This window comes from Pseudomonas sp. SDO5215_S409 (assembly GCF_054071325.1).
Genome location: NZ_JBSVWN010000019.1, coordinates 73,481 through 87,671 on the forward strand (window position 1 = coordinate 73,481; position 14,191 = coordinate 87,671).

The 14,191-nt window shown below is 66.0% G+C and carries 11 protein-coding genes; 6 read left to right on the forward strand and 5 right to left on the reverse strand.

Annotated elements, in window-relative coordinates:
- Nucleotides 1-79: 79 nt before the first annotated feature.
- The 4 genes from purH to ACW9H9_RS12505 all read left to right on the forward strand — a co-directional run bounded on the left by purH (nucleotide 80) and on the right by ACW9H9_RS12505 (nucleotide 6,587).
- Nucleotides 80-1,687 carry a bifunctional phosphoribosylaminoimidazolecarboxamide formyltransferase/IMP cyclohydrolase gene (gene purH, locus ACW9H9_RS12490; RefSeq protein ID WP_457343505.1) on the forward strand — a complete coding sequence of 536 codons (1,608 nt, stop codon included), beginning with the start codon at nucleotides 80-82 and terminating at the stop codon, nucleotides 1,685-1,687.
- Nucleotides 1,688-1,755: 68 nt separating this feature from the next.
- Nucleotides 1,756-3,048 carry a phosphoribosylamine--glycine ligase gene (gene purD, locus ACW9H9_RS12495; RefSeq protein WP_457343506.1) on the forward strand — a complete coding sequence of 431 codons (1,293 nt, stop codon included), beginning with the start codon at nucleotides 1,756-1,758 and terminating at the stop codon, nucleotides 3,046-3,048.
- A gap of 102 nt (nucleotides 3,049-3,150) precedes the next feature.
- Complete coding sequence (locus ACW9H9_RS12500) at nucleotides 3,151-5,928, forward strand: response regulator (protein ID WP_457343507.1); 2,778 nt, start codon at nucleotides 3,151-3,153, stop codon at nucleotides 5,926-5,928.
- A gap of 62 nt (nucleotides 5,929-5,990) precedes the next feature.
- A complete protein-coding gene (locus tag ACW9H9_RS12505; protein ID WP_457343508.1) occupies nucleotides 5,991-6,587 on the forward strand; it encodes a MarC family protein in 597 nt (198 codons plus the stop codon).
- On the opposite strand, the gene ACW9H9_RS12510 is transcribed toward ACW9H9_RS12505, so the two are convergent.
- From ACW9H9_RS12510 to cobG, 5 genes are all read right to left on the reverse strand, one after another.
- Nucleotides 6,584-7,363 carry a hypothetical protein gene (locus ACW9H9_RS12510; RefSeq protein ID WP_457343509.1) on the reverse strand — a complete coding sequence of 260 codons (780 nt, stop codon included), beginning with the start codon at nucleotides 7,361-7,363 and terminating at the stop codon, nucleotides 6,584-6,586. The two genes, ACW9H9_RS12505 and ACW9H9_RS12510, sit on opposite strands and share 4 nt — an antisense overlap.
- Nucleotides 7,364-7,602: 239 nt before the next feature.
- Entirely contained in the window at nucleotides 7,603-9,243 is a 1,641-nt protein-coding gene (cobJ, locus tag ACW9H9_RS12515; RefSeq protein ID WP_457343510.1) for a precorrin-3B C(17)-methyltransferase, read from the reverse strand.
- The gene (locus ACW9H9_RS12520) at nucleotides 9,243-9,974 is read right to left on the reverse strand and encodes a precorrin-2 C(20)-methyltransferase (RefSeq protein ID WP_457343511.1); all 732 of its coding nucleotides are present in this window, start codon (nucleotides 9,972-9,974) and stop codon (nucleotides 9,243-9,245) included. Before ACW9H9_RS12520 ends, cobJ begins: the two co-directional genes overlap by 1 nt.
- Entirely contained in the window at nucleotides 9,974-10,600 is a 627-nt protein-coding gene (locus ACW9H9_RS12525; protein ID WP_457343512.1) for a precorrin-8X methylmutase, read from the reverse strand. The genes ACW9H9_RS12520 and ACW9H9_RS12525 overlap by 1 nt, the downstream gene beginning before the upstream one ends.
- Nucleotides 10,593-11,951 carry a precorrin-3B synthase gene (gene cobG, locus ACW9H9_RS12530; RefSeq protein ID WP_457343513.1) on the reverse strand — a complete coding sequence of 453 codons (1,359 nt, stop codon included), beginning with the start codon at nucleotides 11,949-11,951 and terminating at the stop codon, nucleotides 10,593-10,595. The genes ACW9H9_RS12525 and cobG overlap by 8 nt, the downstream gene beginning before the upstream one ends.
- A gap of 38 nt (nucleotides 11,952-11,989) precedes the next feature.
- Between cobG and cbiE the strand changes: the two genes are divergently transcribed.
- Together cbiE and ACW9H9_RS12540 are read left to right on the forward strand one after the other, a co-directional pair.
- Nucleotides 11,990-13,195, forward strand: coding sequence for a precorrin-6y C5,15-methyltransferase (decarboxylating) subunit CbiE (cbiE, locus tag ACW9H9_RS12535; RefSeq protein ID WP_457343514.1), 1,206 nt, complete (start codon nucleotides 11,990-11,992; stop codon nucleotides 13,193-13,195).
- Nucleotides 13,192-13,905 (forward strand): cobalt-precorrin-6A reductase, encoded by a 714-nt coding sequence (locus ACW9H9_RS12540; RefSeq protein ID WP_457343515.1) that lies wholly within the window; start codon nucleotides 13,192-13,194, stop codon nucleotides 13,903-13,905. Before cbiE ends, ACW9H9_RS12540 begins: the two co-directional genes overlap by 4 nt.
- The last annotated feature ends 286 nt before the right edge of the window (nucleotides 13,906-14,191 follow it).

The following is a 14,191-nucleotide window of genomic DNA, read 5'->3' on the forward strand; positions in this document are numbered from 1 at the left end:
ATTCAATCAAACCAGAAAGGCGCCCGCGTAAAACCGGTCGCCTTTTTTGCTGACCCCTTTGCTTTTGATGGAAATTGAAATGACCGACCAGACTACCCGCCTGCCGATCCGCCGTGCCTTGATCAGCGTCTCCGACAAGACCGGGATCCTTGAATTTGCCCGGGAGCTTGCAGCCCTGGGCGTGGAAATCCTTTCCACCGGCGGGACCTTCAAACTGCTGCAGGACAACGGCGTGGCCGCGGTGGAAGTGGCGGACTACACCGGTTTCGCAGAGATGATGGACGGTCGGGTCAAGACCCTGCACCCCAAAATCCACGGCGGCATCCTGGGCCGTCGCGGCACCGACGACGCGATCATGAGCGAACACGGCATCAAGCCGATCGACCTGGTGGCCGTCAACCTGTACCCGTTCGAAGCCACCATCAACAAACCGGGCTGCGACCTGCCGACCGCCATCGAAAACATCGACATCGGCGGCCCGACCATGGTCCGCTCGGCGGCCAAGAACCACAAAGACGTGGCCATCGTGGTCAACGCCAGCGACTACGCCCAGGTACTCGAAAGCCTCAAAGCCGGTGGCCTGACCTACGCCCAGCGCTTTGACCTGATGCTCAAGGCGTTTGAGCACACCGCAGCCTACGACGGCATGATCGCCAACTACATGGGCACCGTGAACCAGGCCGCCGACACCCTGAGCACCGAAGGCCGCAGCCAGTTCCCGCGCACCTTCAACAGCCAGTTCATCAAGGCCCAAGAGATGCGCTACGGCGAGAACCCGCACCAGAGCGCGGCGTTCTACGTGGAAGCCAAACCTGCCGAAGCCGGCATCGCCACCGCGACCCAACTGCAAGGCAAGGAGCTGTCGTACAACAACGTGGCCGACACCGACGCCGCGCTGGAATGCGTCAAGAGCTTCGTCAAGCCCGCCTGTGTGATCGTCAAGCACGCCAACCCGTGCGGCGTGGCCGTGAGCCCCGACGCTGAAGGCGGTATCCGCCAGGCGTACGAGCTGGCCTACGCCACCGACACCGAGTCGGCCTTTGGCGGCATCATCGCGTTCAACCGCGAGCTGGACGCCGACACCGCAAAAGCCATCGTCGAGCGTCAGTTCGTCGAAGTGATCATCGCCCCCAGCGTGAGCGAAGAAGCACGCGCGGTGGTGGCCGCCAAAGCCAACGTGCGCCTGCTGGCGTGCGGCGAGTGGTCGGCCGAGCGCGCCGCTGCCTGGGACTACAAGCGTGTCACCGGCGGCTTGCTGGTACAGAGCCGCGACATCGGCATGATCGGTGTCGACGACTTGAAAGTCGTAACCCGACGCGCGCCCACCGAACAGGAAATCCACGACCTGATCTTTGCCTGGAAAGTGGCCAAGTACGTCAAGTCCAACGCCATCGTCTACGCCAAGAACCGCCAGACCATCGGTGTGGGCGCAGGCCAGATGAGCCGCGTGAACTCGGCGCGTATCGCCGCGATCAAGGCCGAACACGCCGGCCTGCAAGTGCAGGGTTCGGTGATGGCCTCGGACGCGTTCTTCCCGTTCCGCGACGGCCTGGACAATGCGGCCAAGGCGGGCGTGACCGCCGTGATTCAACCCGGCGGCTCGATGCGCGACGCTGAAGTGATCGCCGCAGCGGACGAAGCCGGCATCGCCATGGTCTTCACCGGCATGCGCCACTTCCGTCACTGATCCACCCCGATGAGCGTTCCCACGCCAGGCGCGGGAACGCTCAACGCCTACAGAATCGAGGTTTTGAAATGAATGTTTTGATCATTGGCAGCGGTGGCCGTGAACACGCCCTGGCCTGGAAAGTCGCCCAGGACCCGCGTGTCCAGAAAGTCTTTGTTGCACCCGGCAACGCCGGTACGGCCATTGAAGCCAAGTGCGAAAACGTCGCCATCGACGTGCTGGCGCTGGAGCAACTGGCCGACTTCGCCGAGAAAAACGTCGCGCTGACCATCGTCGGCCCTGAAGTACCGCTGGTCGCAGGCGTTGTGGACCTGTTCCGCAGCCGTGGCCTGGACTGCTTCGGCCCCACCGCCGGTGCCGCGCAGCTGGAAGGCTCCAAAGCCTTCACCAAGGATTTCCTGGCGCGCCACAAGATCCCGACCGCCGACTACCAGAACTTCACCGAGATCGAGCCAGCCCTGGCTTACCTGCGTGAAAAAGGCGCGCCTATCGTCATCAAGGCCGACGGCCTGGCGGCCGGTAAAGGCGTGATCGTCGCCATGACCCTGCAAGAAGCCGAAGACGCGGTGCGCGACATGCTCGCCGGCAACGCCTTTGGTGACGCCGGTTCGCGCGTGGTGATCGAAGAGTTCCTGGACGGCGAAGAAGCCAGCTTTATCGTGATGGTCGACGGCAAGAACGTCTTGCCGATGGCCACCAGCCAGGACCACAAACGCGTCGGCGACGGCGACACCGGCCCCAACACCGGCGGCATGGGCGCCTACTCCCCGGCCCCGGTGGTCACCAGCGACGTGCACCAGCGCGTAATGGACCTGGTGATCTGGCCGACCGTGCGCGGCATGGCCGACGAAGGCAATGTGTACACCGGCTTCCTGTACGCAGGCCTGATGATCGACAAGGCCGGCAACCCGAAAGTCATCGAGTTCAACTGCCGCTTTGGCGACCCGGAAACCCAACCGGTGATGCTGCGCCTGCAATCGAGCCTGGTGCTGCTGGTGGAAGCCGCCCTGGCCCAGGCGCTGGACAAGGTTGAAGCGCAGTGGGACCCACGCCCCAGCGTCGGTGTGGTGCTGGCCGCAGGCGGCTACCCGGCCGACTACGCCAAGGGCGATGTGATTGAAGGTCTGGACGCGGCTGCTACGCTTGCAGGCAAAGTGTTCCACGCGGGCACTGCGCTCAAGGACGGCAAGGTCGTCACCGCAGGCGGTCGTGTGCTGTGTGCCACCGCCCTGGGCGAAAGCGTCGATGCGGCCCAGCAACAGGCTTACGCACTGGCCGCGAAGATCGACTGGCAAGGCAGCTTCTACCGCAAGGACATTGGCTACCGCGCCATTGCCCGTGAGCGTGGCGAGAGCCAGTAAGCAGCTATCCGTTCGGTCAGGCCGGGGCCCTTTGCCCTTGCCGGACCGATGCGGGCCCGCGCATAGTTACCCCCATGCAACTACCTACGAAGGGATTTCGCCGTGCGCTGGCTCAGGATCGCCATAGGTTTAACCGTCACTCTGCTGACCCTGCTGTGCCTGTTTCCGGCCCAGGCTGCCGCCCAAGGCAGCGGCTGGAGCGTCTTGTTTGATGAACAGGCCGACCTGCAACTGAGCGATATCCGCTCGTCTCGCTACATCAATCAATTCAGCCCCGTCGAACTCGACCAGATCACCGCTGCCGAACCGGACGGTGCCTTGTGGGTGCGCTTTCGCCTGCAACCGGGCAAGCACGAACAAGTGCTGCGCGTCTTCGCCCCGGACCTGTCACACCTCAATCTGTATGTGCTCGACGGCGACACCCTGGTAGACCAACTGGCCACCGGCACCCGCCAGCCCCAGGCCGAGCGCCCGCTGCCCAGCAGCGACTTCATGCTGCCGATGCCCCAGAGCCAGAAGCCGCTCGACGTTTACCTGCGCCTGGTGTCCGAACACGAGCTGCGCCCCTACATCACCCTGGAACCCGCCCTGCTCGCGGCCGCCAACCAGAACCAGACCCTGATCTACGGGCTGCTGTTCGGGTGCCTGGCGATGCTGATCCTGCACAACCTGACCCGCTACGCCTATCACCGCTCACGCAGCTGCCTGTGGCTGGCCGCCTGCGAAATCCTGCTGATGCTCAGCCTGGCGCTGCTGCTCAACCTGATGGGGCCGTGGCTGCCGAACTGGCACGCCATCCAGACCCCGGGCGCTTACCTCGCCCTGCTGCTGACGGCGCCGTGCGGGCTGATGTTTGCCTACCGCTTCTTTGCGCCGCTGGGCCCGCACCCGCTCAACAAGCTGCTGATGGCCGACATCCTGCTGATCGTGCTGTCGGGCCTGTTGCTGTTGTTCGTCAACACGCTGCCGCTGAACATCATCACCTACGCGCTGGTGGCGCTGGCCGGGCTGAGCATGCTGTTCGTCTCCGCCTACCACTGGCAGAAGGGCTATCGCCCGGCGCGGCTGTTCATGCTGGCGATGGTGGTGTTCAACATCGGCACGCTGATTATCCTGCCCGCCCTGCTGGGCCTCACCTTGCTGGCGCCGCAAGGCCTGATCGTGACCCTGCTGGGGTTTATCTGCATCAGCGGCCTGCTGATGAGCCTGGCGCTGGGCGAGCGTCAGCGCTCGATCACCGAAGACCACTTCAGCCTGAGCCGCGACTTGGCCGCCAGCAACGCCGAAATCGCCGCCAAGGCCGAGTTCCTGGCCAAGATCAGCCACGAGATCCGCACGCCCATGAACGGCGTACTGGGCATGACCGAGTTGCTGCTGGGCACGCCGCTGTCGGTCAAGCAGCGTGACTACGTGCAAACCATCCACAGCGCCGGCAACGAACTGCTGACGCTGATCAACGAGATCCTCGACATCTCCAAGCTCGAGTCGGGCCAGATCGAGCTGGACGACGTGCAGTTCGACCTCAATGCCTTGATCGAAGACTGCCTGAGTATCTTCCGCGCCAAGGCCGAGCAGCAGAACGTCGAGCTGATCAGCTTTATCCAGCCCCAGGTGCCCCGCGTCATCAGCGGCGACCCGACCCGCCTGCGCCAGGCGCTGTTGAGCCTGTTGGAAAACGCCCTGCAAAAGACCGATGAAGGCGAAGTGCTGATCGTGGTGTCGCTGGACGAGCGCAGCAGCAAGCCACGCCTGCGCATCGCCGTGCAGGACAGCGGCCTGCCCATGGAGCCTGCCGAACGCGAGGCGCTGTTGCACAGCGAACTGCACGGCAAGAACTTCCTCTCGGCCACCCGCCTGAGCGGGCACCTGGGCCTGGTCATCGCCCGCCAGCTCATCTTGTTGATGAACGGCGATTTCGGCATCAAGAGCGGCACCCATCAGGGCAGCACGCTGTGGCTGACCCTACCGCTGGACCCGGAACGCCTGGAACACCCCACCTCCGACCTCGACGGCCCGCTCAAGGGCGCCCGCGTACTAGTGGTGGACGACAACGACACCTGCCGCAAAGTGCTGGTGCAGCAATGCACCGCCTGGGGCCTGAACGTCAGCGCCGTGCCGTCGGGCAAGGAGGCGCTGGCGCTGCTGCGCACCAAGGCCCACCTGCGTGACTATTTTGACGTGGTGCTGCTGGACCAGAACATGCCCGGCATGACCGGCATGCAGCTCGCCGCCAAGATCAAGGAAGACCCGAGCCTGAACCACGACATCCTGCTGGTCATGCTCACCGGCATCAGCAATGCGCCCAGCAAGATCATCGCGCGCAACTGCGGGATCAAACGCATCCTGGCCAAACCGGTGGCGGGCTACACGCTCAAGACCACCCTGGCCGACGAGCTGACCCAACGCAGCAAGGGCGCAGCCCCCCAGCGCCAACCGGCCATCACTGCACCGGCGGCAGTGGCCGTGCCCAATGACTTCCGCATCCTGGTGGCCGAAGACAACAGCATCTCCACCAAGGTGATTCGCGGCATGCTCGGCAAGCTCAACCTGCAACCGGACACCGCCAGCAATGGCGAGGAAGCCTTGCAGGCCATGAAGGCCCAGCGCTACGACCTGGTGTTGATGGACTGCGAAATGCCGATCCTCGATGGCTTTTCCGCCACCCAGCAACTGCGTGCGTGGGAGGTGAGCAACCAGCGTATTCGCACCCCGGTGGTGGCCCTCACCGCGCACATCCTCTCCGAGCACAAGGAGCGCGCACGCCAGGCCGGGATGGACGGGCACATGGCCAAGCCGGTGGAACTGTCGCAACTGCGCGAACTGGTGGAGTTCTGGGTGGCGCAGCGCGAACAAAAGGCCGAGCAACTGCCCACGTCCTGATACGCCCCGGTGGTGAGGGGGTGATAGACTCGCCCGGCCCCCTTCTACCGCGAGCCCCTGCCATGCTCCACGTGTTGTTCAGCGTTTATCTGAAAATGCTGGTGCTCTACAGCCCCTTCTTTGTCGTCTCGTGCTTCATCAGCCTCACCCGCGGCTATTCCAGCAAGGAACGGCGGCGCCTGGCCTGGAAGGTGGCGTTGGCCACACTGGTGTCGAGCGTGCTGCTCTACCTGTTCGGCCGGGTGATCTTCAGTGTGTTCGGCATCACTGTAGACGCCTTTCGCATCGGGGCTGGCAGCGTGCTGTTCATCTCGGCACTGGGCATGGCCCAGGGCAAGTCGGCGGTGCAGACCGACAACGTGCAGCAAGATGTGACCATCGTCCCATTGACCATCCCCCTTACCGTCGGCCCCGGCACCATCGGTGCGCTGCTGGTGATGGGCGTGAGCCAGCCGCACTGGGACGACAAGCTCACCGCCATTTTCAGCATCGCCCTGGCCAGCCTCACGGTGGGTGTGTTGCTGTACCTGTCCAACCGCATCGAACGCTTGTTGGGCGACCAGGGTTTGCAAATTGTCAGCCGCCTGATGGGCCTGTTCGTGTGCGCGCTGGCCGCGCAGATCATCTTTACCGGCGTGCGCGGCTACCTGGTGCCCTAAATACGGTATTGGGCGATGGCCACCTGCACCTTGTCGCCTGCGCTTTCGCGCATCAGCTGCAGGGTTTTCTCATTGACCAGCGCGGTGTTGAGCGTCAGGTACGTGCAGCCGCTGAAGGCCTCGAACGACGAGCTGTCCCACTCGATAAACGGGATGCCCAGCTGCTTGCTCACGCCGTGGGCGCTGTAGATCACCAGCACCATGGTGACTTCGCCCGCGCTCTCGGAACAGGACGCCAGGCCAAAGTCGCCGCCGTCGCGCACCGTGGTCGTGCGCTTGAACAGATCGAACGATGACGGCTGCTGCTTCATCGCCTCCAACGCATCCGCCGCCAGCTTTGGCAGCGTCGCCAGCAGCGGGCCCGACAGCGACGTGGAGGCCAGCGTGCTGGCGATCAGGTTCAAGGCCGACACCTGCACCGTCAGGCCCTTGCGCGAGGTCGACACCCGTTCGAAACAGCTGCGCACCGCCAGCCAGCCCAGGCTGGTCATGACCTTGATGAATTCGTCGTACCAGGCCTCGCTGCCCCGGCGAATGTTCAGCACATCGCTGACGTAGCTGCTGGCCAGCAGATAGCTTTTGCGCGTGTACTCCCGGTTCAGCCCCGACACGCCCTCCACAAACGAGATGACGCCGTTGTTGACCACCGCCGCATTGAACCCCTCGTTCACCTCTTGCGGCACCGACGGCCCGGCAACCGAGGCGCCCGGCAATGCGTAGGCGGCGATCAGTTTCTTGCGTTTGGCACTGTTGGTTCTTCTGTGATGTCGCTCCATTGGTTTTTCTCCACAAGCACCCCACATGGGGCGTGCCCTCACCTTAGTCCCGCAACCGGCGGGCTTTCCACGTGACAAACATGTGTGGGGCCGCCGGCAAAAAACCAGCGTGCCCGCCAAAACCGTGGCGTGTACGCCGGCCTTCCGGATTTCTTCGCGGGCAAACGAAAAAGCCCCGAGCCACAGCGGGCAATCACCTGCTGTCACTCGGAGCTTTCGTGCAACGGTCACGGGCGTTTTCAGGACGCCGGTTTTTCTGCGTACCAACGCGGCGTGTACACCCACTCACCGCCCCCGGCGCGCGGGAACACGCAGGTGGTGGACGAGCCGATCAGCACCATGGTGCGCATGTCCACTTGCTCCGGCGTGAGTTCGCCAAGGGTGGTCACGCGCAAGGTCTGGCCCGGGCGGCCAATGTCACGGCCCAGCACCACGGGCGTCTGGGCGGTGCGGTGCTGCGCGACAATCTCCAGCGCCCGCCCCAACTGCCAGGGCCGCGCCCGGGAAATGGGGTTGTAGAACGCCAGCGCCAGGTCGGCCTGGGCGGCGAGGTCCAGGCGTTTTTCGATGATGGCCCAGGGCTTGAGGTTGTCGGACAGCGACATCACGCAGAAGTCATGCCCCAACGGCGCGCCCGCTTGCGCGGCGGTGGCCAGGGAGGCCGACACGCCCGGCAAAATTTCCAGGTCGATTTGGTGCCACGCGGGGTCGCTGGACGCGTGCAGCGCTTCCATCACCGCCGCCGCCATGGCAAACACACCCGGGTCGCCCGACGACACCACCACCACCGAGCGCCCCTGCACCGCCAGTTCAAAGGCGTGGCGGGCGCGCTGCATTTCTTCGCGGTTGTCGGTGCAGTGCTGCACTTGGTCGTCGCGAAACGGCCCGGCCATGCGCACGTAGGTTTCGTAGCCCAGCACATCGGTGCAGCGGGCCAACTCGGCCTTGACCGCGGGCACCATCAACTCGGCGGCGCCGGGGCCCAGGCCGATCACGGCCAGGCGCCCGCGTGCACGGCCGATCTGCGGCGGGTCCAGCGGTTGCGCCGCCACGCTGAGGGTGATGTCTTCAGACAACGCCAAAGCATCGAAACGCAGCGGCACCCCCAGCGCCAGCGCCGCTTCGTGCAGCGACGGCGCGGCCATTTCGGCCTCGCTGGCCAACAGGCACGCCAGCGATTGCGCGGCCAGGCCCGCCCGCGCCAGCGCCGCCTGAACGCGCGACGCTAACTGCGGGCCGGGTTTGCAGGTGGCCAGTATGTTTTTTGGGTAGATCAGCAGTTCGTGGGCCGCCGGGGCGCGCTGCGTGTGGCCCACGTGAATGGCAAGCCGCGCCTGTGGGTCCTGCGCCAGTTCGGCGCCCTCCAGCCACGGCGCCGCGCCTTCGATGCGCACGCGTTCACCGGCCAGCAGGTCGGAAACAAACCGCTTGCCCAGTTCCAGGTCGGCCAGTTCATAGCCGCTGGGCGGGTTGAGCAGGCAGGTGCCAAAGCGCAGCTCGCCACTGGTGGTAATCGCCGCCGCCACACCCAAGGCCGCGGCGATCTCACGGGCAAACACATTCACCCCGCCCAGCCCGCCCAGCAGCGGCACCACGGCGCTGCCGTCCTCGGCCACCGCCAGCACGGCGGGCTCTTCGCCTTTTTCCAGCAACAAGGGCGCCAGCGTACGGATCACAATCCCGGCGGCGCACAGCGCGATGAGCGGCGTGCCCTGTTGGTACAACTGGCGCAGGGTGGCGCCGAATTCGCTGTAGGCCTCATCGGCCCCCTCCACCCGCCCGGCCAGGCCGTAGACCCGGGCCCCGTCATACACCGCTTGAATCTTGCGGGCCGTGGCCAAACTGCCCTGGCCCAGAATCACAATCGCAGGCACGTTCATCAGCCTTGCCACCTTTCACCGGGAACGATGATCAACGAGAAGTACGGCGAAGAGGTCGGATCGACCTCATCCAGTGCGACGATTTTCTGGTTGGCCATGGTCGCGCGCTCCACGTAAAGCGCCCGCGAGGCCAGCCCCAATTCTTGCAGCACCTGGCGCACCTTGATGAAGTTGCGGCCCAGTTTCATGATCACCGCCGCGTCGGCATCCGCCAGGCGCCGCTTGAGTTCCTCATGCGGCAACACGCCCGACAGCACCGACAAGCTCTGGTTGCGGTACACCAGCGGCGCGCCCAGCACCGAAGCGCCGCCGAGCATCGAGCACACGCCCGGGATCACCTGGGCGTCGTAACGCTCGGCCAGGCGGTCGTGCAAATACATGTAGGAGCCGTAGAAGAACGGATCGCCTTCGCAGATCACCGCCACGTCTCGGCCCGCGTCCAGGTGCGCCGCCACCTCCACACTGGCGCTGTCGTAGAAGTCGCTGATGACTTGCTCGTAGGACAGCGGCGCGGGCAGCGCTTCGGTGGTCACCGGGTACACCAGCGGCATCAGGGTCTGCGCGGGCACCAGGTGGTCTTCGATGATGCCAAAGGCGTTGCCTTTTTTGCCCTTGGCCACGAAGTACGCCACCACGGGCGACTCACGCAGCAGGCGCAGGGCCTTGAGGGTGATCAGTTCCGGGTCGCCGGGGCCCACGCCCAGGCCGATCAAACGTCCGCGTGCCGGCATTATTCGACCTCCGTGGCCAGGGCGTTGACGGCCGCTGCGGCCATCGCGCTACCGCCCAGGCGGCCTTGCATGATCACAAACGGCACGCCCCGGCTGTCGGCGGCGAGCATGGCCTTGGACTCGGCCGCGCCGACAAAGCCCACCGGGAAACCCAGGATCAGCGCAGGCTTGGGCGCCCCCGCGTCGAGCATTTCCAGCAGGTAGAACAACGCGGTCGGCGCGTTGCCGATCACCACCACGCTGCCCGCCAGGTGCGGGCGCCACAGCTCCAGCGCAGCGGCGGAGCGGGTGTTGCCTAGCTCACGCGCAAGCGCGGGCACGCTGTCGTCACGCAGGGTGCAGATCACCTCGTTATTGGCGGGCAGGCGGGCACGGGTCACGCCTTCGGACACCATGCGCGCATCGCACAAGATCGGCGCCCCGGCGGCCAGCGCATCGCGCCCGGCCTTGCCCGCGCCTGCGGAAAATTGCAGGCCGTCGATGGCCTCCACCATGCCGCACGCGTGGATCACCCGCACCGCGAGTTTTTCAAGGTCGGCCGGGATGCGCTCAAGGTTGGCTTCCGCGCGAATGATGGCGAAGGAGTTACGGTAGATCTCCTGGCCGTCGCGGATGTAATCAATCATCGGTGTTGCTCCGTGGGCCAGCGCTCAACACGGCGCCGGCCGCTTCAATGGAAAGAGTGCGCGCGTGCAGGCGGCCGAAGCCCGGGTGGCCTGCCTCGCGAAAATAAAGGTCGTAGTGGCCGGGGCTCACCGCCAGCAGCGTGACCGGCGCGGTGTGGGCCGCCGCGCACGAGCGCGAACAGCCAGACAGGTGCACCGGGGGCACGGGGTGCAGGGCCGCCAATTGCAGGGCGTCGGCCTTGGTGTCGGCCAGGGCCTTGGCGCAGCCGCTGGAACCGGTGCAGGCCACAAGGCGCGCCAGGGGCTGATCGACCGAGCAGAGAAAACCCAGTTGCGCCAGGCCCTGGCTCACCGGGTGGGCGTCGCGCACATCAGGCACCAGCAGGCCCTGCCACGGGGTGAACCGCAAGGTGCCATCGCCGTGCTCGCGGGCAAGCCGGGCGGCGCCCTCGAGCATGTCGGCATCGAGCCGCCCCAGGGGCGCGACGGCCCCCACATAAACCCGGCCTGGCTGGCGCTGTGGATAAGCGCCCAGGTGCAGCGGCGCAGGAGTTTTGCGGCGACAAAAGCCAGTGGCAGGCTTTAACGGCAGCTTCAGCCCCGCCAAAAACGTCGCCACAGGCGTTTCGGCCAACAAGTGGCGCATGCGGGTGTGCGCGGGCGTGGCAAGGTCCAGGAAGCGTTCCAGCACCGCCACCACCAGCCCATGGCCTTGCGCGAGCGGGACGGCCGCCAAGGGCACATCCAGCCCCGGACAGCCCGCCAGGCCAAACGCCCACCAGGTTTCACCGCGCGCTTCAAAAACCGACAGCCACAGGTCATGGTGATGTTCGAGCATCGCCAGGGCTTCGCCGCCGTCCAGTTGCACGGCGAACTTGGCCGACAGCTCGTGAAAACGCGGGTGGGTTTGCAGGGTGTGCAGGATCTGCCCGGCCAGCGGGCGGGTGTCCAGCAGCATCTGGCGGTCGATCCCCGCGCCGGGGCTGAGCATCAGGTTGCGCACATCGTCGCCGCCTGCGGTGCTCGGGCCAAGGCCTGCGGCCAGCAGGGTGGCGACCAAGGCGTCGTGCTCGGCGCCGATGCAGCGGATCTGCAGGTTGGCGCGGTTGGTCGCCTCAATCACGCCGCCCGCATAGGCCCGGGCGGCGTGCGCCACGGCCAGCGCCTGCTCGCTGTGCAGGGCGCCGCCTGCCAGTTTGATCCGGCAAATGCCGCCGTCCAGCGCCTGGACAATGCGCAACAACCCCGGACAACCGGAGGGGCGCAGCGCAGGGGTGGGGGGCAGTGGTTTCACGGGGCTTCCGGTTGGCGGGTCAAGGCGCGGTATTATGCCTGCTTTGTCCGACGGCATGAAAAGCCTGCCGGTCGGATGTCGTTCAAGGAATTCATATGTCGCCCTGGCTGACGGTAGTAGGCATCGGTGAAGACGGCTTCAAGGGGCTGGGCAAAAACGCCCGGCATGCCCTGTTGCGTGCCACGCGGATTATAGGCGCCAGCCGCCAGCTGGACCTGTTGCCGGTGTGCATTCGCGGCGAGCGGCAGGTGTGGCCCAGCCCGTTTTCGCTGGAACCGGTGCTGGCGCGGCGCGGCGAGCCGGTGTGCGTGCTGGCCAGCGGCGACCCGATGTTTTACGGCGTGGGCGCCAGCCTGGCGCGGCAGGTGGCGGCCGATGAGCTGTTGATTGTGCCGGCGCCGTCGTCGGTGTCCCTGGCCGCTGCTCGCCTGGGCTGGGCGTTGCAGGACGTGGTGACCTTGTCGGTGGTCGCCCGCCCGCTGGCCGCGCTGAACGCCCACCTGGCCAGCGGCGTGCGCGTGCTGGTGCTGAGCAATGACGGCCAGAGCCCGGCGGCGCTGGCCGCGCTGTTGCAAGCGAGCGGGTTTGGCCCGAGCCGCCTGAGTGTGTTCGAGCACCTGGGCGGCGCCGACGAACGGCGCATCGACGGCACCGCGCAGGGCTGGCAAGACGTGCCGGTGGCCGCCCTGAACCTGGTGGCTATCGACTGCGTGGCCGAGGCCAGCACACCGCGCCTGTCCCGCCTCGCCGGGCTGCCAGACACGGCCTTCCGGCACGACGGCCAGTTGACCAAGCGCGACGTGCGCGCCATGACCCTCGCCCGCCTGGCCCCGCTGCCCGGCGAACTGCTGTGGGACGTGGGCGCGGGCAGCGGCTCCATCGGCATCGAATGGATGCGCGCGCACCCCAGCTGCCGCGCCCTGGCGATCGAGGCCGACGCGGGCCGCCAAGGCCTGATCGAACACAACCGCGACGCCCTTGGCGTGCCCGGCCTGCAACTGATACGCGGCGCAGCGCCCCAGGCCTTGGCAGGCCTGGAAGCCCCCGACGCGATCTTTATCGGCGGCGGCGTGACCCGGGAGGGCGTGCTCCAGACTTGCTGGCAGCACCTGCGCCCCGGCGGACGGTTGGTGGCAAACGCGGTGACCCTGCAAAGCGAAATGGCCCTGATGGCCTGGCGCGAACAACACGGCGGCGAGCTGACGCGCCTGCATATCGCCCAGGCGCAGCCCTTGGGCACGTTCGACACCTGGCGCCAGGCGTTGCCTATCACCCTGCTGGACGTGGTCAAGCCGTCATGAACCGTATCTTGCTGCTGGGCGGTGTGACCGAAGCCCTGGCCATCGCCCGCACCTTGGGGCCCGAGCATTTCTACAGCCTGGCCGGTGTGGGCCGCGTGCCCACCGACCTGCCCTGCCAGGTGCGCGTGGGCGGTTACGGCGGCGTGGACGGCTTGGCGCAGTACCTGCGCGAGCACGGTATCGGCCTGGTGCTGGACGCCACGCACCCCTACGCCGCGCAGATCAGCCACAACGCCGCCCATGCCGCCCGAGCCTGCGGCGTGCCGTGCTGGGCCTTGCGTCGCCCGGCGTGGCAGCCACAGCCGGGGGATGACTGGCGCGAAGTGGCCGACTGGGCCGAACTGACCCGGGCCCTCAAACCGTTCAAACGCCCGCTGTTCACCTTGGGCCGTGAGCCCTTGCAGCACCTGGATGAAATCCCGGCCGGGCAGTTCTGGACGTTACGGGCACTGGACGCGTACCCGGGCAATGAGCGCTGCGAAGTGATCGGCGCCCGGGGGCCGTTTCTGCTCGAAGAAGAGCGGGCGTTGTTTGAACGACGCCAGGTCGATGTGCTGATCAGCAAAAACAGCGGCAGCCAGGCGACAGAGCCCAAGCTTGAAGTGGCGCGGGAACGGGGGGTGCCGGTGCTGGTGTTGAAACGGCCGGTGCTGGCGCCGGTTGATCGGGCGTTCACCAGCGTGGGCGAGCTGTTGCAGGCACTGCCCTAACCGGGCTGACAAGCCCCCTGATACCTAAAAACTCGTGGGAGGTTTCGCACCAAAAAGCAGGCAACTTCCTGTTTCTCCGTCCACAGGGAGAAGGCGTATTTAATTGCGGCACTATCCGTCCCCGCTCGCCCAAAGGACGGAACGCCCCCCATGCTGGACGCAAACACCACCCACATCACCCTCACCCTCGAGGGCATTTCCACCGACCTGCAAGTGCTCAGTTTCGTTGGGCGCGAAGCCCTCAACCAGCCGTTCTGTTTCGACATCGAACTGGTCAGCTCGCGCC

Excerpts from the sequence above, each read along its gene's own strand:
- purH (WP_457343505.1), top strand. The coding sequence starts at position 80 with ATGACCGACCAGACTACCCGCCTGCCGATCCGCCGTGCCTTGATCAGC.
- purD (WP_457343506.1), top strand. The coding sequence starts at position 1,756 with ATGAATGTTTTGATCATTGGCAGCGGTGGCCGTGAACACGCCCTGGCC.
- ACW9H9_RS12505 (WP_457343508.1), top strand. The coding sequence starts at position 5,991 with ATGCTCCACGTGTTGTTCAGCGTTTATCTGAAAATGCTGGTGCTCTAC.
- ACW9H9_RS12510 (WP_457343509.1), bottom strand. The coding sequence starts at position 7,363 with ATGGAGCGACATCACAGAAGAACCAACAGTGCCAAACGCAAGAAACTG.
- cobJ (WP_457343510.1), bottom strand. The coding sequence starts at position 9,243 with ATGAACGTGCCTGCGATTGTGATTCTGGGCCAGGGCAGTTTGGCCACG.
- ACW9H9_RS12520 (WP_457343511.1), bottom strand. The coding sequence starts at position 9,974 with ATGCCGGCACGCGGACGTTTGATCGGCCTGGGCGTGGGCCCCGGCGAC.
- ACW9H9_RS12525 (WP_457343512.1), bottom strand. The coding sequence starts at position 10,600 with ATGATTGATTACATCCGCGACGGCCAGGAGATCTACCGTAACTCCTTC.
- cobG (WP_457343513.1), bottom strand. The coding sequence starts at position 11,951 with ATGCCGTCGGACAAAGCAGGCATAATACCGCGCCTTGACCCGCCAACC.
- cbiE (WP_457343514.1), top strand. The coding sequence starts at position 11,990 with ATGTCGCCCTGGCTGACGGTAGTAGGCATCGGTGAAGACGGCTTCAAG.
- ACW9H9_RS12540 (WP_457343515.1), top strand. The coding sequence starts at position 13,192 with ATGAACCGTATCTTGCTGCTGGGCGGTGTGACCGAAGCCCTGGCCATC.